Origin of the sequence: Kitasatospora sp. NPDC047058, from assembly GCF_040643935.1 — a bacterium.
In the GTDB taxonomy this organism is placed as follows: Bacteria; Actinomycetota; Actinomycetes; order Streptomycetales; family Streptomycetaceae; genus Kitasatospora.
In genome coordinates this window covers 18,503-35,476 of sequence record NZ_JBEYVJ010000051.1, presented here as the reverse complement: position 1 = coordinate 35,476, position 16,974 = coordinate 18,503, and the positions used below count along the sequence as shown (strand labels likewise).

The 16,974-nt window shown below is 72.3% G+C and carries 14 protein-coding genes; 4 read left to right on the top strand and 10 right to left on the bottom strand.

Going from position 1 to position 16,974, the window contains the following annotated elements; translation table 11 throughout:
• The first annotated feature begins 536 nt into the window (after nucleotides 1-536).
• From ABZ885_RS10980 to ABZ885_RS10970, 3 genes are all read left to right on the top strand, one after another.
• Nucleotides 537-1,328, top strand: a complete 792-nt coding sequence (locus tag ABZ885_RS10980; protein ID WP_360186311.1) for a hypothetical protein — start codon at nucleotides 537-539, stop codon at nucleotides 1,326-1,328.
• Nucleotides 1,325-2,074, top strand: a complete 750-nt coding sequence (locus ABZ885_RS10975; RefSeq protein WP_360186308.1) for a DUF4166 domain-containing protein — start codon at nucleotides 1,325-1,327, stop codon at nucleotides 2,072-2,074. The genes ABZ885_RS10980 and ABZ885_RS10975 overlap by 4 nt, the downstream gene beginning before the upstream one ends.
• 151 nt (nucleotides 2,075-2,225) lie before the next feature.
• On the top strand, nucleotides 2,226-2,870 hold the full coding sequence (locus ABZ885_RS10970) for a TetR/AcrR family transcriptional regulator (protein WP_360186305.1): 645 nt from the start codon (nucleotides 2,226-2,228) through the stop codon (nucleotides 2,868-2,870).
• 147 nt (nucleotides 2,871-3,017) lie between these two features.
• On the opposite strand, the gene ABZ885_RS10965 is transcribed toward ABZ885_RS10970, so the two are convergent.
• The 9 genes from ABZ885_RS10965 to ABZ885_RS10925 form a co-directional block, all read right to left on the bottom strand.
• Nucleotides 3,018-4,541 (bottom strand): CoA-acylating methylmalonate-semialdehyde dehydrogenase, encoded by a 1,524-nt coding sequence (locus ABZ885_RS10965; protein ID WP_360186302.1) that lies wholly within the window; start codon nucleotides 4,539-4,541, stop codon nucleotides 3,018-3,020.
• A 223-nt stretch (nucleotides 4,542-4,764) separates the two neighbouring features.
• Nucleotides 4,765-5,631 (bottom strand): hypothetical protein, encoded by an 867-nt coding sequence (locus tag ABZ885_RS10960; protein ID WP_360186299.1) that lies wholly within the window; start codon nucleotides 5,629-5,631, stop codon nucleotides 4,765-4,767.
• Nucleotides 5,632-5,802: 171 nt separating this feature from the next.
• Nucleotides 5,803-6,231, bottom strand: a complete 429-nt coding sequence (locus ABZ885_RS10955) for a hypothetical protein (RefSeq protein WP_360186297.1) — start codon at nucleotides 6,229-6,231, stop codon at nucleotides 5,803-5,805.
• Between the two features lie 133 nt (nucleotides 6,232-6,364).
• Nucleotides 6,365-7,759 (bottom strand): FAD-dependent oxidoreductase, encoded by a 1,395-nt coding sequence (locus ABZ885_RS10950; protein ID WP_360186294.1) that lies wholly within the window; start codon nucleotides 7,757-7,759, stop codon nucleotides 6,365-6,367.
• 63 nt (nucleotides 7,760-7,822) lie between these two features.
• Nucleotides 7,823-8,626, bottom strand: coding sequence for an ABC transporter permease (locus ABZ885_RS10945; RefSeq protein WP_360186291.1), 804 nt, complete (start codon nucleotides 8,624-8,626; stop codon nucleotides 7,823-7,825).
• The gene (locus tag ABZ885_RS10940) at nucleotides 8,626-9,570 is read right to left on the bottom strand and encodes an ABC transporter permease (RefSeq protein WP_360186288.1); all 945 of its coding nucleotides are present in this window, start codon (nucleotides 9,568-9,570) and stop codon (nucleotides 8,626-8,628) included. Before ABZ885_RS10940 ends, ABZ885_RS10945 begins: the two co-directional genes overlap by 1 nt.
• Nucleotides 9,567-10,709, bottom strand: coding sequence for an ABC transporter ATP-binding protein (locus tag ABZ885_RS10935; RefSeq protein ID WP_360186285.1), 1,143 nt, complete (start codon nucleotides 10,707-10,709; stop codon nucleotides 9,567-9,569). The genes ABZ885_RS10940 and ABZ885_RS10935 overlap by 4 nt, the downstream gene beginning before the upstream one ends.
• Nucleotides 10,710-10,746: 37 nt before the next feature.
• The gene (locus ABZ885_RS10930) at nucleotides 10,747-12,000 is read right to left on the bottom strand and encodes a spermidine/putrescine ABC transporter substrate-binding protein (RefSeq protein ID WP_360186282.1); all 1,254 of its coding nucleotides are present in this window, start codon (nucleotides 11,998-12,000) and stop codon (nucleotides 10,747-10,749) included.
• 52 nt (nucleotides 12,001-12,052) lie between these two features.
• Complete coding sequence (locus ABZ885_RS10925) at nucleotides 12,053-13,564, bottom strand: gamma-aminobutyraldehyde dehydrogenase (RefSeq protein ID WP_360186279.1); 1,512 nt, start codon at nucleotides 13,562-13,564, stop codon at nucleotides 12,053-12,055.
• A 442-nt stretch (nucleotides 13,565-14,006) separates the two neighbouring features.
• Here ABZ885_RS10925 and ABZ885_RS10920 point away from each other — a divergent pair, with 442 nt between their 5' ends.
• Nucleotides 14,007-15,659 carry a PucR family transcriptional regulator ligand-binding domain-containing protein gene (locus ABZ885_RS10920; RefSeq protein ID WP_360186276.1) on the top strand — a complete coding sequence of 551 codons (1,653 nt, stop codon included), beginning with the start codon at nucleotides 14,007-14,009 and terminating at the stop codon, nucleotides 15,657-15,659.
• A 61-nt stretch (nucleotides 15,660-15,720) separates the two neighbouring features.
• Here ABZ885_RS10920 and ABZ885_RS10915 read toward each other — a convergent pair whose 3' ends face one another.
• On the bottom strand, nucleotides 15,721-16,920 hold the full coding sequence (locus ABZ885_RS10915; protein ID WP_360186273.1) for a spermidine/putrescine ABC transporter substrate-binding protein: 1,200 nt from the start codon (nucleotides 16,918-16,920) through the stop codon (nucleotides 15,721-15,723).
• Nucleotides 16,921-16,974: the final 54 nt, after the last annotated feature.

The window sequence follows — 16,974 nt, the reverse complement described above, 5'->3', positions numbered from 1 at the left end:
GTTGACTTTTGGCACGCTGTTGAGTTCTCAAGGAACGGACACTTCCTTCGGACCGCCTTCCAGCGGGCCCTCCGGGCGCTTCGTTCTTTCGTGTTCCCAGCTTACCAGATGTTTTCCGCTCCGTTTCCGGCGCTTCGTTCATCCAACTCGCTGGTGTCTTCTGCGGCTTGATGCCCCGTCCGACGTTTCAAACTCTAGCCGATCTCCGCTCCGAAAGGCGAATCCAGCCGCAATCCATATAAACGAACACGCCACAACAGACCCGGGTCGCAAAGCCAAAAAGGCACGACGCGACCCAGCCCGAACCGGGGTGTGGTGTTTCCAAGGATTGGCCGCTCCGGGACCGTCCGCGCCGATGCGTGTCCGGTGCTCCCTGCCGAGCGACTAGGGAACACTACGCCGATCGACTGGCCGATGCAAACACCTCCGAGTCGCCGGCTGTCCGCCGGAAACCCTTGAGCGACTGCTCAAACATCTGCCATCATGCCGCCATCGCACTTGAGCAGTCGCTCAAACGCCTACCTCGGGGGAGAGTCATGCCTGCTCACGGACGGTCGGCCAGGCCGATCTACGTCGAGGCTCGGATCCGTGCACCGATGGACGTGCTCTGGGAACTCACCCAGGTGCCGGAGGCCCATGAACGCTGGGACGCCCGGTTCACCCGCATCCGGTACGCGGAGGACGTGCACGAGGGGGACGCTCCGGACCACCGCGGCGTGGTCCGGTTCCGGTACTGGCTGGGCCTGCCCGTCGGGCCCGCCCTCACCGGCACCGGGGTGACCACCGCCGAGCGGCACCGGCCGGACGGCTCACGGATCAGCGCCCTGCGGTTCGCTGCCGACGGCGGGCTGTCGCCGCTCCAGGAGGGCTCGGGGTACTGGCGGTACACCCCGGCCGGCTCCCCCACCGGCGAATCCGTCCTCTTCGTCACGGGCTACGACTACCGGGGCTGGCGCGTACCGGGCGGGGCCTGGCTGGACCGCTGGTTCGTGCGGCCCTTCGTCGGCTGGCTCACGGCGTGGTCCTTCGACCGCCTCCGGCTCTGGGCCGAACACGGTGTGCCGCCCGAACGCTCCCTGCGCCGCGCCGCCGGCGAGGCGGCCGCCCGGGTCGGTGGCGCCGCCGTGGCCGGCGCCCTGGCCGACGCCGTGACGGGGGGCCGAGCCGGTGCCCTCACGGGAGCCGGCTGTGCGCTCCTCGTTCTCCTCCTCTCGCTCCTCGTTCCACCGTCCGCCCTCACCCCGGCGGCCCGGCGCTGTGCCAGACGGCCGGAGCGCGCCCGTCCCGCCCGTCCACCCCGGCTGCTCGACACCCTGGAGACCCCGTGACCATCACTGTGGAACCCTCGCCCGTCACCACCGCCCCCACCGGCACCAGAGCTGCCGCCGGCCCCGGCCGGTCGATCTTCCGCGAGGCCATGGGTGCCGACTTCGACCGCCTTCACCCTCAGCTTCAGCGCCGCTTCGGTTTCTCCAGCGAGGACGGCATCGCCTGCATCGGCACCGGCCGGATGGAGCGCATCCGCCGGGGCGCCGACTGGCTGGCGCCGTTCCTGCGGATCGGCAGCCGGCAGAACATCCTCTTCCCGGAGGAGGGGCGGAACGTGCCCTTCACCATCGCCAACTACGCCTACCGGGACGGCTTCGGCCGGGAGACCGTCACCTTCGTACGGACCTTCCAGTTCACCCGGCCCCGCCGCTTCGACGCGACCATGATCGGTTCGAGCGACCGCCCGGGCACGGTCGTCGACTTCCTGGGCACGCACCAGCACCTCGCGGTCGACCTCCACCCGCGGGTCACCGCCCGGGGCGGCCTGGTGATCTCCTCGGGCGAGCAGCGGCTCACCGGGCTCCCGGGCTCGCCGCGCTGGCCGTCGGTGCTCACCGGCCGGGCGGACCTGCACGAGTGGTTCGACGACGAGGCCGGGCGGTTCCGGATCCAGGTGCGGGTGACCAACCCGCTGATCGGCCTGGTGATGGGGTACCAGGGCTGGTTCACCGCCGAGTACCCGCTGGTCGGTGCCGAGGGCATCCCGAACCACGTCCGCCCGGTCCGGGAGTCCGCCCGCGCATGAGTCCGCCCACGCGTGAGGACCGGGGCATCGTGCGCGAGCGGACCACCGTGGGCGAGCGGACCACCGTGGGTACCGGGGATCCGCGGACGGAGCGGGTCCCGTGACCGAGGGGAAGGCCGGGCGCCGGCGCGGGGCCGATACGCTGCCCCGCATGAGCGACACACGCGAGCGGCTGATGGAGGCTGCCATCAGCGTGGTCAAACGGCAGGGAATCGCCGGGGCCTCCGCGCGCAGCATCGCCGGCGAGGCCGGGGCCAACCAGGCGCTGGTGTTCTACCACTTCAAGACGGTGGAGGGGCTGCTGGCGGCGGCCGCACTGCGCGAGACCGCGCAGCGGCTGGAGCAGTACCGGCCGCACTTCGCGGCGGCGGGCTCCCTGCGTGAGCTGCTGGGCCTCGGGCAGGGGCTGCACGAGCAGGAGCGCGCCAACGGGAACGTCGCCCTGCTCGGGCAGTTCCTGGCCGGGTCGACCGGGCAGCCGCAGCTCGCCGAGGCGTCGGCCGACGCCCTGCGGATGTGGACGGAGGAGATCGAGCGGGTGCTGGACCGGCTCTTCGCCGGTCATCCGCTCGCCGAGTTCCTCGACCTCCCCGGGCTGGCCCGCACGGTGACCGGGGCGTTCGTCGGTCTGGAGCTCTACGAGGGCGTGGACCCGCAGGCGGCGGCGGCCGCGTTCACGGCACTGGACCGGTTGGGCGTGCTGGTCGAGGTCGTGGACGGCCTCGGGCCGGTGGTGTCCCGGGCGGTCCGCGCCAAGGTACGGCGCGAGGTCGGCCGCAACGGCGCGACCGTCTGAGCCCGCGCACCGCGGACGGCACACCACGGACGACGCACCGCCACCAGGGCCACCGCCGCCGGGCGGCAGCACGACGGCCGGACCTCCAGGGGGAAGAGGTCCGGCCGTCGGCCGTCGGCTCCGGGGGTGGGGCCCCGGAGCGCAGGCTCAGCTGTTGGTCGGGAAGCCCAGGTTGATGCCGCCGTGCGAGGGGTCGAGCCAGCGCTGGGTCACGGCCTTACCGCGGGTGAAGAAGTGCACGCCGTCCGGGCCGTACGCGTGGGTGTCGCCGAACAGCGAGGCCTTCCAGCCGCCGAACGAGTAGTAGGCGACCGGCACCGGGATCGGCACGTTGATCCCGACCATGCCGACCTCCACCTCGTGCTGGAAGCGCCGGGCCGCGCCGCCGTCGTTGGTGAAGATGGCGGTGCCGTTGCCGTACGGGTTGGCGTTGATGAGGGCCACGCCCTCCTCGTACGAGGCGACGCGCACGACCGAGAGCACCGGGCCGAAGATCTCGTCGTTGTAGACGGACATGCCGGGCTTCACGTGGTCGAACAGCGTGGGGCCGAGCCAGAAGCCGTCCGCCGTCGGGGCACCGTTCTTGTCCTCGGCCGCGATCGGGTGCTTCCGGCCGTCGACGGCCAGCTCGGCGCCGTCGGCGACACCGGACTCCACGTAGGAGGTGACCTTGTCGCGGTGCTGGCCGGTGACCAGCGGGCCCATCTCGGAATCGCCGTTGCAGCCGGGACCGACCTTGAGGGTGGCCATCCGCTGCTTGATCTTCTCGACCAGCTCGTCGCCGATCGGGTCGACCGCGACCAGCACCGACACGGCCATGCAGCGCTCGCCGGCCGCGCCGAAGCCGGCGTTGATGGCGGCATCGGCGCTGAGGTCGAGGTCGGCGTCGGGCAGGACCAGCATGTGGTTCTTCGCGCCGCCGAGCGCCTGCACCCGCTTGCCGTAGCGGGTGCCGGTCTCGTAGACGTAGCGGGCGATCGGGGTGGAGCCGACGAAGCTGACCGACTTGATGTCGGGGTGCTCCAGCAGGCGGTCGACGGCGACCTTGTCACCGTGCACGACGTTGAACACGCCGTCCGGGAGGCCGGCCTCCTTCCACAGCTCGGCGAGGAAGTTGGCGGCGGACGGGTCCTTCTCCGAGGGCTTCACCACGACGGTGTTGCCGGCCGCGATGGCGATCGGGAAGAACCACATCGGCACCATGGCCGGGAAGTTGAACGGCGAGATGATCGCGACCGGGCCGAGCGGCTGGCGGATCGAGTACACGTCGATGCCGCTGGAGGCCTGCTCGGTGAAGCCGCCCTTGAGGAGCTGCGGGATGCCGCAGGCGTACTCGACGACCTCCAGACCGCGCGCGATCTCGCCGAGCGCGTCGGAGTGCACCTTGCCGTGCTCGGACACGATGATCGAGGCCAGCTCGTCCCGGCGGGCGTTGAGCAGCTCGCGGAAGCTGAACAGGACCGTGCTGCGCTTGGCCACCGAGGCGTTGCGCCACTCGGTGAAGGCCGAGGCGGCGGCGGCCACGGCCTGGTCGACCTCGGCGATCTCCGCGAAGTCGACGTGGCCCGCGACCTGGCCGGTGGCCGGGTCGAAGATGTCGCCGCGGCGGGGAGCGCCGCCGGCGGTGGCGACCGGCTCGCCGCCGATCCAGTGGATGATGTGCTTGCTCAAGTCCGTCTGCCTCCGAAGTCCCGGGCGGCATCCTGCCGCCGGTCCCTTGTGTGGCGCCGCCCGCTGGTGGGCCGGGCGACGGGATCACGGGGCTAACCGCGTTCACCACCCAGTCTGGTGGCCGCCGCCCCGCGCCTCAACGAACAGGCTGACGGGGATCGGGGATTCAGCCTTACAGGTCGTCGGGAAGCTGGGCCGAACGGGCGAAGAACGGCCTCCCCACTCAGCCCTCCCCCGGCTCCCGGCCCGCATCCTCGGTGTCCCCGGCCTCGTCTCCGACGTCCTCGACGTCCTCGACGCCGTCCACGTCCTCGCCGCCATCGCCGCCATCGACGTCCTCCAGGTACGGGTCGTGCAGCCCGTCCGCCGCCTCCTGTGTCTCCAGCAGGTCCAGCCGCAGGTCCTGCGCCCAGGCCAGCGCCCACCGCTTCAGCCCGTCGACCGCACCGCCGGGCAGACCCCGGGCGCGGAACCGCCCGTCGGCGGCCTCGGCCAGCGTCTCAAGCCGGTCGGCGAGCACGGCGGGCTGGAAGTCCGCGTCGAGTGCCCCGGCCAGCGCGAGCAGCCCGCCCTCCCGGTACCAGGCGGTGAGCGCGTGCACGTCGATCAGGTCGCGGGGCAGGCCCCGGTCGGCGAGCAGCGCGGTGGTGAGCGCGGCCGCGTCCTCCAGGGCGACGGCCGTCATCGTCACCGTCGGCTCGCCGGGCGCGGGCACGCCGAGGTCCACCCGGACCGGACGGTGGCCGAGCGGTTCCTTGCGCAGCTCCACCGTGTGCGTCCGCCCGCCGAGGGTCAGCCGGACGGAGAGCTGTTCCAGCCGGGGCGTTCCCGGGCGCTCGGCGACCCCGCCGCCGGCGGCCCGGTACGCCTCGGCCAGCTCGGCGGCGGCCGCGGGCAGGTCGGTGCCGCCGCTGGTCACCAGGGTGAGCCCGTCCTGGGCGCAGGCCCGCACGCCGTGTGCGCGCAGCGCGTGCCCGCCGGCGAGGACGAGCCCGAGCCGGTCGCAGACGGGCACCGCGAGCTCGGCGAGCCGCAGCTGGGCCGGACCCGGGCGGAGGGACGCGTCGAGGGCGTCGGGCGCGGTGGTCACGCTTCCAGTCTGACGCGCCCGGCGCGCCGCGCGACCGCCCGGCCCATGGACCGCACCCGGCTCCCCGCCCCCGCCGGCTTCCGGCGCACCGCCCCCGCGACTGCCCGTGCACGGCCTGCGCGACTGCCAGTGCACCGTCGCAGCCTCGCACCGGCCGCTCCGCCCGCCGCCTCACCAGCCGGTGAGCCGGGCCGCCGCCTCGTGGAGGGCGAGCTCCAGCACGACGGGGTCGTTGAGCCGCCCGGAGCCGTCGGGCGGGACCAGCCAGCGGACGCCCCGGCTGCGCCGTCCGGGGTGCGGGACGACGATCCAGGTGCCCTCGCCCGCGGTGCGCACACCGGTGCCGACCCACCGGGCTGCCGTGCCGACGGGGACGAGGAAGCCGGTGCTCTCACCGCCGGAGTCGGTGAGGACCGGTCCGCACGCACCGTCCAGGATGCCGAGGACCGGACGGCCGAGCCGGCCGGGCACCGAGAGGACGTCCCAGCGCCGACCGGCGGGCAGCAGCATCAGGCCCAGTCCGGTGCGCTCCCACCGCTCCCGGAAGGCCTCCGGGTCCGGTGCCGCCTGGGCGAGCCAGTGCAGTGCGGTGGTCTCCATGTCCTGTCCCCGTTCCCCGGCGCCTCGTGCCGGTCGTCGCGCGACGGGAAGCAGAGACCCGCCGTCACCTTCGAGAGGCGGACGGCGGGTCTCTCTTACACGGGTACACCCGGAGGAACGTGCCGGGCGGCGGTCAGCTGTCGAAGCCGAGCCCCAGCCGGTCGAGCGTGCGCAGCCAGAGGTTGCGGTGACCGCCGTTGCGGTCCGAGCGTTCCAGCGAGCGGGTGGTGATCTCGATGCCGGCCCAGCGCACCGGCTCGGGCGGGAACGGCAGCGGCTTGCTGCGCACCATCTCCAGCGAGGTGCGTTCGGTCCGCTCCCCCGCCAGCAGGTCGAGCATCACCTCGGCGCCGAACCGGGTGGCGCCGACGCCGAGCCCTGTGAACCCGGCCGCGTAGGCGACCTTGCCCCGGTGGGCGGTGTCGAAGAAGGCCGAGAACCGGCTGCAGGTGTCGATCGCGCCGCCCCAGGCGTTGGTGAAGCGCAGTCCCTCCAGCTGCGGGAAGCAGCGGAAGAAGTGGTTGGCGAGGGTGCGGAAGGTCTCCGGCCGCTGGTCGTACTCGTGCCGGACGTGGCCGCCGTAGTGGTAGACGGCGTCGTAGCCGCCCCAGAGGATGCGGTTGTCGGCGGAGAGCCGGAAGTAGTGGAACTTGTTGGCGCTGTCGCCGAGGCCCTGCCGGCCGCGCCAGCCGATGGCGGTGAGCTGCTCGTCGCTGAGCGGTTCGGTCATCAGCGCGTAGTCGTACACCGGCACGACGTACGGGCGGACCCGCTTGAGCAGGGACGGGAAGACGTTGGTGCCGAGCGCGACGCGGCGGGCGAACACCCGGCCGTACGGGGTGCGGACGGCCATGCCGCTGCCGTGCTCCCGCAGGCCGGTGGCCCGGGTGTGTTCGAAGATCCGCACGCCCTGGGCCAGGCAGGCGTCCTTGAGGCCCCAGGCGAGCTTGGCGGGGTGGACCATCGCCACGCCCTCCTTGTCCCAGAGGCCGCCGAGGAAGGTCGGCGAGTTCACCTCGGCGCGCAGCTCGTCGGCGTCCAGGACGGTGAGGTCGAAGCCGTACCGGGCGGCGGCCTCGGCGACCTCGTGGAGTTCCTCGACCTGGTGGGGCTGGGTGGCGACGTCGATCTCGCCGGTGCGCTCCCATTCGGCGTCGATGCCGTACCGCTTGAGGGTGGCCTCGATGCCGTCCAGGTTGGCGGCACCGAGGCGTTCCAGCTGGGCGAGTTCGGCCGGCCAGCGCTGCAGGCCGTTGCCGAAGCCGTGGGTGAGGCTGGCCGCGCAGAATCCGCCGTTGCGCCCGGACGCGGCCCACCCGACCTCGTTGCCCTCGACCAGCACGACGTCCAGCGAGGGGTCGCGCTCCTTGGCGATGAGGGCGGTCCACAGGCCGGAGTAGCCGCCGCCGACGACCAGCAGGTCGCAGGTGGTGTCGCCGACCAGGGCGGGCAGTGCCGCCGGCCGGCCCGGGTCCTCCAGCCAGAAGGGGGTGGGCCTGGCGTCACTGAGTGCGCGGGCGGAATCCATGCATTATCAGCCACTTTCTGCGGATAGATGACGGTTGTGCGGCCACCGTGCGACGACGGTACGTCAGGCGGTGGCCTTCCGGCGGTTACCGAGCCACTGGCCGCCGACGGTCAGCGCGACGGCGGCGATGAACATCGCGGTGCCGATGACGTTCACCTGCACCGGGATGCCGCGCTGCGAGGCGCCCCAGACGAACATCGGGAAGGTGACCGTGGTCGGGCCCGAGTTGAACTGGGTGATGATGAAGTCGTCGAAGGAGAGCGCGAAGCTGAGCAGCGCGCCGGCCGCGATGCCGGGGGCGGCCAGCGGCAGGGTGACCCGCAGGAAGGTCTGGACGGGGGTCGCGTAGAGGTCCTGGGCGGCCTGTTCGAGCCTCGGGTCCATGCTCATCACGCGCGCCTTGACCGCCGTCACCACGAAGCTGAGGCAGAACATGATGTGCGCGATCAGGATGGTGGTGAAGCCGAACGGGATGCGCATGTTGAGGAAGAGGGTGCCGAGCGAGGCGGCCATCACCACCTCGGGCATGGCCATCGGCAGGAAGATCATCGCGGTGGTGGCCGAGCGGCCGCGGAAGCGGTAGCGGGCCAGGGCGAAGGCGACCATGGTGCCGAGCACGGTGGCGCCGATGGTGGCGAGCACCGCGACCTGGAGGCTCAGCGAGAGCGACTGGCACATGTCGGCGACGCCGCACGGGTCGGTCCAGGCGTCGGTGGAGAACTCGTTCCACTCGTAGTTGAACTTGCCGACCGGCTTGTTGAACGAGAAGGCGAGCACCACCAGGTTGGGCAGGATCAGGTAGGCCAGGGCCAGCAGGCCGGCCAGCACCACCAGGTGGGCGCGGATCCACTTGATCACTCGGGACATCAGACCAGTTCCTCCGTCCCGGCCTTACGCATGTAGACCGTCACCATGCCCAGGATCAGGGCCATCAGGATGAAGCTCAGCGCGGCCGCCGTGGGGTAGTCGAGCACGTTCAGGAACTGCTTCTGGATGCCGTTGCCGACCATCTGCTCGCTCGGCGAGCCGAGCAGCTGGGCGTTGATGTAGTCGCCGGAGGCGGGGATGAAGGTGAGCAGCGTGCCCGCGACCACGCCCGGGAGCGAGATCGGGAAGGTCACCTTGCGGAAGGTCGTGAAGGGGCGGGCGTAGAGGTCGCCGGCCGCCTCGTGCAGGCGGGGGTCGATCCGCTCCAGCGAGGTGTACAGCGGCAGGATCATGAACGGCAGGAAGTTGTAGGTGAGGCCGCAGACCACGGCGAGCGGCGTGGCCAGCACCCGGTCGCCGGAGGTGAGGCCGAGCGCGCCGGTGACGTCCAGGACGTGCAGGGCGTTGAGCGCGCCGACCACCGGGCCGCCGTCCGAGAGGATGGTCTTCCAGGCCAGCGTGCGGATCAGGAAGCTGGTGAAGAACGGCGCGATCACCAGGATCAGGATGACGTTGCGCCAGCGCCTGCTCGCCTTGAAGGCGATGGTGTAGGCGAGCGGGTAGCCGATCGCCAGGCACAGCACGGTCGCGGTGGCCGCGTAGCCGAACGAGCGGACGAAGTGCCAGCGGTACTCGACCAGGGCGTCCCAGTAGGTGGCGAAGTGCCAGGTGACGCGGAAGCCGTCCTCCAGGGTGCCGGTCTGCAGCGAGGTGGAGCCCTGGTAGACCATCGGCACCGCGAAGAAGACGACCAGCCAGGCGATGCCGGGCAGCAGCAGCCAGTACGGGGTGAGCCTGCGCTTCGGCCTGGGCGCGGCCCCGGGCAGCGCGCCGCCGTCCGGGGGTATCGCCTGGGCCGGTGCGGCCTCGGTGGTGGTGGTCATGCCGCCTCCTCCGCGGTGCCCGCGTCGATCGCCTGCGCGGCGTCCAGGGCGAAGGAGTGCGCCGGGTTCCAGTGCAGGACGACGGGCGCGCCGGGGACGATCCGGGCGTCGCGCTCCATGTTCTGCTCGAAGACGGTCACCTCCTGGCCGCCGTCGGTGCGGACCAGGTACTGGGTGGAGACGCCGATGAAGCTGGAGTCGACGACGGTGCCGGCCAGCCGGTTGCGGCCGTCGGCGATCTCCGCGGAGGAGTGCTCGATGGTGATCTTCTCCGGGCGGACGCCGAGGTGGACCTTCTTCGCCTCGGTGGCGCAGCGGGCCTTCGGCACGGCGAGCCGGGTGCCGCCGGCGGTGAGCAGCAGGTCGCCGCCCTCGCTGCCGGTGACGTCGGCGGGCAGCAGGTTGGACTGGCCGAGGAAGTTGGCCACGAAGGTGGTGGCCGGGTTCTCGTAGAGGTCGGCGGGCGCGCCGAGCTGTTCGACCCGGCCGCCGTTCATCACCGCGATGGTGTCGGCCATGGTCATGGCCTCCTCCTGGTCGTGGGTGACGTGGACGAAGGTGATGCCGACCTCGGTCTGGATCCGCTTGAGCTCCAGCTGCATCTGGCGGCGCAGCTTGAGGTCGAGGGCGCCGAGCGGCTCGTCCAGGAGCAGCACCTGCGGGTGGTTGATGAGGGCGCGGGCGACGGCGACGCGCTGCTGCTGGCCGCCGGAGAGCTGGTGCGGCTTGCGCCGGGCGTACTGGCCGAGTTCGACCAGCTCCAGCATCTCGTCGACCTGCTTCTTGACGTCCTTGCGGCCGCGCCGGCGCAGGCCGAAGGCGACGTTCTCGAAGATGTCGAGGTGCGGGAAGAGCGCGTAGCTCTGGAAGACGGTGTTCACCGGCCGCTTGTACGGGGGCAGGGCGGTGACGTCCTGGCCGCCGATCAGGACGGTGCCGGAGGTGGGCTCCTCCAGGCCGGCGATCATGCGCAGGGTGGTGGTCTTGCCGCAGCCGGAGGCACCGAGCAGGGCGAAGAAGGAGCCCTGCGGGACGGTCAGGTCGAGCGGGTGGACGGCGGTGAAGGAGCCGTAGGTCTTGCCGATGCCGGTGAGGCGGACGTCGCCGCCGGTGGCCGCCGGGCGCTGCTGCTCTGTCATGGGTCGGATCTCTCTGGTTTCTCTGCCGTCAGGGGGGTCAGGCGCCGATGAGCTTGGAGAACTTGTCCTCGAAGCCGCTCTCCTCGGTCTCGCCGAGGGTCCGGAACACGTGCGCCTTGGCCGCCATGTCGGGGGTGGGGACGACCAGCGGGTTGGCCGCACTGTCCGGGTCGAGGGCGGCCAGCTCCTCCTTCATCCCGGTGACGGCGGAGACGAAGCCGATGCCCGCGACCAGCTGCGCCGCGATCTTGGGCTGATAGTAGAAGTCGATCAGCTTCTCCGCGTTGGCCTTGTGCTGCGCCTTGGCCGGCACCAGCAGGTTGTCGGTGCTGGTCAGGAAGCCCTTCTCCGGGATGACGAACTCGATGTCCGGGTTGTCGGCGCGGAGTTGGATGAGGTCCCCGCCCCAGGCGACGCAGGCGGCGATGTCGCCGGAGGAGAGCTCCTGGCCGTAGTCGTTGCCGGTGAAGCGGCGGATCTGCTTGTTGTCCACGGCCTTCTGCAGCCGGGCGACCGCCGCGTCGTAGTCGTCGGCGGTGAACTTCGCCGGGTCCTTGCCCATGTCCAGCAGGGTGATGCCGATGCTGTCGCGCATCTCGGAGAGGAAGGTGACCCGGCCCTTGAGGTCGGAGTCCTCCAGCAGCTGGGCGACGCTGGTGACCTCCTTCCCCTTGGTGGCCTTCTTGTTGTAGGCGATCACCGTCTGGATGCCGGCCCACGGGTAGGAGTAGAGCCGGCCCGGGTCCCAGTCGGGGGCGCGGAAGCGGGCCTCGACGTTGGTGATGGCGGTGGTGACGTTGGCCGGGTTGAGCTTCTGGGCCCAGCCGAGGCGGATCAGCCGGGCGGCCATCCAGTCGGTGAGCACCATCAGGTCGCGGCCGGTGTCCTGGCCGGCCGCGAGCTGCGGCTTGACCTTGCCGAAGAACTCGACGTTGTCGTTGACGTCCTCGGTGTACTTGACCTTGATCCCGGTGGCGGCGGTGAAGGCCTCCAGGGTGCCGTGCTTCTCCTTGTCGTTCTCGTCGGTGTCGACGTAGAGCGGCCAGTTGGAGAAGTTCACCTCCTTCTCGGCGTCGGAGAGGTCCTTGGCGGCGTTCGCGGCGGAGTCACCGCTGCCGGTGGTCCTGGCGGGCGGGATGCCGCAGGCGGCCAGGGTGCCGGCGCCGGCGGTGAGGGCGGCGGCGCGCAGCACGGTCCGCCGGCTGAGGGCGGCCCGGCCGCTGCTCAGACTGCGTTCCCAGGCCTTGCGGACCGGTTCCGACAGACCGTCGGTGAGCTCGTTGAACGCCATGGGACGGGCCTCCTGGGGGGCGAAGGGGGTGTGGGGGTCCACCCGGTCCGGGTTATCTGTCTCCGAAGACGGTGCGGTGCCAGTCCTTGCGGGCTACCGCGGTGGTGTCGAACATGACGTGCTTGACCTGGGTGTACTCGTCCAGCGAGTACTGCGACATGTCCTTGCCGTAGCCGGAGGACTTGTAGCCGCCGTGGGGCATCTCGCTGATGATCGGGATGTGGTCGTTGACCCAGACGCAGCCGGCCGCGATCTCCCGGGTGGCCCGCAGCGAGCGGTGGACGTTGCTCGTCCAGGCGGAGGCGGCCAGGCCGTAGGGGGTGTCGTTGGCCAGCCGCAGGCCCTCGTCGTCGCCGTCGAAGGGCAGCACGACCAGGACCGGGCCGAAGACCTCGCCCTGGACGATCTCGCTGTCCTGGGCGGCGCCGGTGACCAGGGTGGGCCGGTAGTAGGCGCCGCGGGTGAGGTCGGTGCCGTCGTGGCCCTTCCCGGGGGCGGACCCGCCGGTGACCACGGTGGCGTAGGAGCGGGCGCGCTCCACGAAGCCGGCCACCCGGTCGCGGTGGACGTGCGAGACCAGCGGGCCGAGGTCGGTCTGCGGGTTCAGCGGGTCGCCGAGCCGGACCGCGCCGAACAGCTCGGCGACGCCGGCCACGAAGGCGTCGTAGAGCGGCCGCTGCACGTAGGCGCGGGTGGCGGCGGTGCAGTCCTGGCCGCCGTTGATCAGCGAGGCGGCGACCGCGCCGTGCACGGCGGCGTCCAGGTCGGCGTCGTCGAAGACCACGAAGGGGGCCTTGCCGCCGAGCTCCAGGTGGGTGCGCTTGACGGTCGCGGTGGCGAGTTCGGCGACCCGCCGGCCGACCGGGGTGGAGCCGGTGAAGGAGACCATCGCGACGTCGGGGTGGGAGACCAGGTGCTCGCCGGCGGTGCGTCCGGCGCCGGTGACGACGTTGACCACGCCGTCCGGAATGCCGGCCAGGGTGCAGGCCTTGGCGAACATCAGCGAGGTCAGCGGGGTCAGCTCGGCCGGCTTGAGGACGATGGTGTTGCCCGCGGCGATCGCCGGCAGGATCTTCCAGGCGGCCATCTGCAACGGGTAGTTCCACGGCGAGATCGAGCCGACCACGCCGACCGGCTCGCGCCGCACGTACGAGGTGTGGTCGCCGGAGTACTCGCCGGCCGCCTTGCCCTCCAGGTTGCGGGCGGCCCCGGCGAAGAAGGCGGTGTTGTCGATGGTGCCGGGGACGTCGAACTCGGTGGCGAGCTTGACCGGCTTGCCGGTCTGCGCGGTCTCCACCCGGGCGAGGTCCGCGGCGGCGTCGGTGAGCACGGCGGCCAGCCGCGTCAACGCCTCGGAGCGGGCGCCCGGCGTGGAGCCGGCCCACCCGGGCAGGGCCGCCCTGGCGGCGGCCACGGCGGCGTCGACCTGGTCGGTGGAGGCCAGCGCGACCTGCTCGACCACGCTGCCGTCCGCCGGGTTGACGACCTGGAAGGGCTCACCGCTGCCCCGGCTCTGCCGGCCCGCGATGTACTGCGCGCCCGCGCCGAAGTCGGTCAGGTCCATCTGGTTCCTCCAAGTGCCCGGTGGTTCGGTCGCCCGCGGCCGGCCGCCGGTGGGGGCGTGCCGGCCGGCCGGTCTGCGTCGTGCTGTGCGTGCCGACGGGCGCGGGGGCCCGTACCGGCGTCGGACGACTGGTCGAGTCGCCGTGCCCGGGCTACGGGGAATCCGTCCGGTTGATCACCGAGGAGCGCGATCCTGACAGCCGTGCGTTACCCCGGCAAGGGATCCCGCTGTTGCTTTCCGGTTACGCGACGGATTCCGGTGGTGATGTCGTGTTCCGCCACAGCCGACCCGCTGACCATGCCCGTTGCCGCCCGAGCGTGACAAGGGTCACTTCGACAAGCTCGACGCGAAGAGCCTTACAGGGTGCAAGGGTTCGCACAGGGCGACAGGTCGTCGCCGCGAGGGATGATTTACCTGACACTCTGAACCCTGGAGGCCCGCGATGCTCCCCACCGTCGCCCGCGTTCTCGACCTGGAGGTGATGCGACGCGGCCTCCCCCAGGTCGTCGCCGGCTCCGGTCACCTGGAGCGCCCGGTCCGCTGGGTCCACGTCAGCGAACTGCCCGACGTCGCCGGCGTCCTGCAGGGCGGCGAGCTGGTGCTGACCACCGGCATCGCGCTGCCGGAGGACCGCGACGGCCTGGCCCGGTACGTCCGCGAGCTGGACGAGGTCGGCGTCGCCGGGCTGGTCATCGAGTTCGGCCGGCGCTACTTCGACACCCTGCCGCGCGCCCTGGTGCACGCCGCCGAGCAGCGCGGCCTGCCGCTGATCGCGCTCCGCCGCGAGCTGCGCTTCGTCGCCGTCACCGAGGCCGTGCACGCCCTGGTCGTGAACGCCCAGCTGGAGCAGCTGCGCATCTCGGAGGCGGTCCACCAGGTCTTCAACGAGCTGGTGGTGGAGGGCGCCGAACCGACCGAGGTGGTCCGCCAGGTGGCCCGGATGGCGGGCGGGCCGGTCGTCCTGGAGAACCTCGCCCACCAGGTGCTGGCGCACGACGCCTCCGGCCGGCCCGAGACGGAGCTGCTGGAGGACTGGGAACGCCGCTCCCGCGGGGTCCGGCCGGCCGGACGCACCGGCCACGACCCGCGCAGCGGCTGGCTGGTGACCACCGTCGGCGCCCGCGGCCAGGACTGGGGCCGGCTCGTCCTGGTGCAGGACCCCGGGCCGCTGCCGGACGGCGGCGCCCACCCGCACACCATGCTGCTGGAGCGCGGCGCCTCCGCGCTGGCGCTCAACCGGCTGGTGGTCCGCGACCGGGAGAGCCTGGAGCGGCAGACCCACCGCACCCTGCTGTCCGGCATCCTCACCCACGCGCTGACCGTCTCCGAGGTCGCCCTGCGCGCCCAGGCGCTCGGCGTGCCGCTGGACGGCCGGCGGCTGGTCGGCGTGGTGCTGCGGCAGCGCCGCGGACCGATCCCCGCGGCCCTGGAGGCGCAGGCCCGGCTGCGCGACTTCACCGAGCTGGCGGCGAGCGCCGTCCGGAGCTGCCGGCTCTCCGCCCTGGTCGGCGCGCTGGACGACGAGGGCGTGGGCGTGCTGATCGCGCTCGGCGCCCAGCAGGACGAGCACACCGCGCTGGACGCCTTCGCCGCGGCGCTGCGCCGGCTGACCGCGGAGGCGCACCGCGACGCCGCCCCCGTCCCTGCGCCGGTGATCGCGGTCGGCTCGTCGGTCGGCTCGGTCCGGGACGCCCGGCGCACGCTGCTGGAGGCCACCCAGGTCGCCGACGCCGCCCTGCACGACGCCCCCGGCGGGCGGGCGGCCGCGTACTACCGGCTGCCCGACGTCCGGCTGCGCGGCCTACTGCACCTGCTGCGCGACGACGCCCGGCTGCAGACCTACGTGGAACGCGAGCTGGGCCCGCTGCTCGCCCACGACGCCGAGCACAACTCCCAGTTGGTGCAGATGCTGCGGATCTACCTGGAGCAGGGCCGGAACAAGTCCGCGGCGGCCGACGCCGCGCACCTGTCCCGGCCGTCGTTCTACGACCGGCTGCACAAGGTCGAGCGGATCCTCGGCGTCGACCTCGACCAGGTCGAGTCCTGCCTCTCCCTGCACGTCGCCCTGCTCGCGCTGGACGCGGTGCGCCGGTAGGCCGGGCCCGCGGCGGGCCGGGCCCACCGGTGACCCGGCCCGCGGCAGCCCGGCCCGGGGCTCAGACCCCGGTGATGCGGCCCCAGACCTTGTGCAGGCCGGGCCGCTCGGCCGCGGTGACGTCGCGCATGGTGTGCAGCCGGGCGCGCATCTCCTCGGTCGGGAAGACCAGCGGGTGCTCCGCCAGCTCGGCCTTCTCCTTCTCCCCGCTGGCCGCCAGCACCTCGCGGGCGGCCGGGACCGGGCAGATGTACTGGACGGCGGCGGCCAGTTCGGCGGCCACCTCGGGCTGGTAGTAGTGGTCGATCAGCAGCTCGGCGTTGCGCTTGTGCCCGGCCCGGTTGGGGATCAGCAGGCTCTCGGCCCAGAGCTCGCCGCCCTCCTCGGGCACCACGAAGGCGATGTCCGGGTTCTCGGCGGTGAGCTGGACGGCGTCGCCGGAGTAGGCCTGGCAGGCCAGCGCGGCACCGGAGGCCAGGTCGCTGGTGTAGTCGTTGCCGGTGAAGCGGCGGATGTGCCGGGCGTCGACCATCCGCTGCACCAGGTCCATCGCCCGGTGCGCGTCGTCGTCGGTGAACGCCGCGAGGTCGGCGCCGTGCGACAGCATCAGCAGGCCGAGCGCCTCGTCCAGCCCGGCGAACAGGGTGACCCGGCCCTTGAGGTCGGGCGCCCACAGGTCGGCGGTGGACCTGAGCTCGCGGCCGAGCTCCTTGCGGTTGTAGGCGATGCCGGTGATCCCGGACTGCCACGGGACGCTGCGCTGGCGCCCGGGGTCGAAGGCCGGGGAGGCCAGCTGCGGGTCCAGGTGGGCCGTGACGTTCGGCTGGTTGGCCCGGTCCATGGTCTGCACCCAGCCGAGCGAGACGTACCGCCCGGCCATCCAGTCGCTGACCACCATCAGGTCGCGGCCGGGATCGGTGCCCTGGGTGAGCACCGGGCCGATCTTGCCGAAGAACTCGTCGTTGTCGTTGATGTCCTCGGTGTAGGTGACCTCGATCCCGGTCCGCTCGGTGAACGCGTCCAGGGTCGGCCGCCGGCCCTCGTCGTCGGTGTCGATGTACTGGGTCCAGTTGGAGAAGGCCAGCCGCTGCTCCTGCTCCGAGCGGTCGGGGGCCGAGCGGCGGTCCTCGGCGACGTACGCGGACGGGATGCCGCAGCCGGTCAGGGTGGTGGCGCCGAGCAGCCCGGCGGTGCCGAGCACGCTGCGACGGGTCGGCCGCCGACGGCCGTCCGGGCGGCGGGTGAGGGTGGTGCGGGACATGGTGGGCCTCCGGGGCGTGGGACGGCCCCGGGCGCACGGGCACCCGGGGCCGTC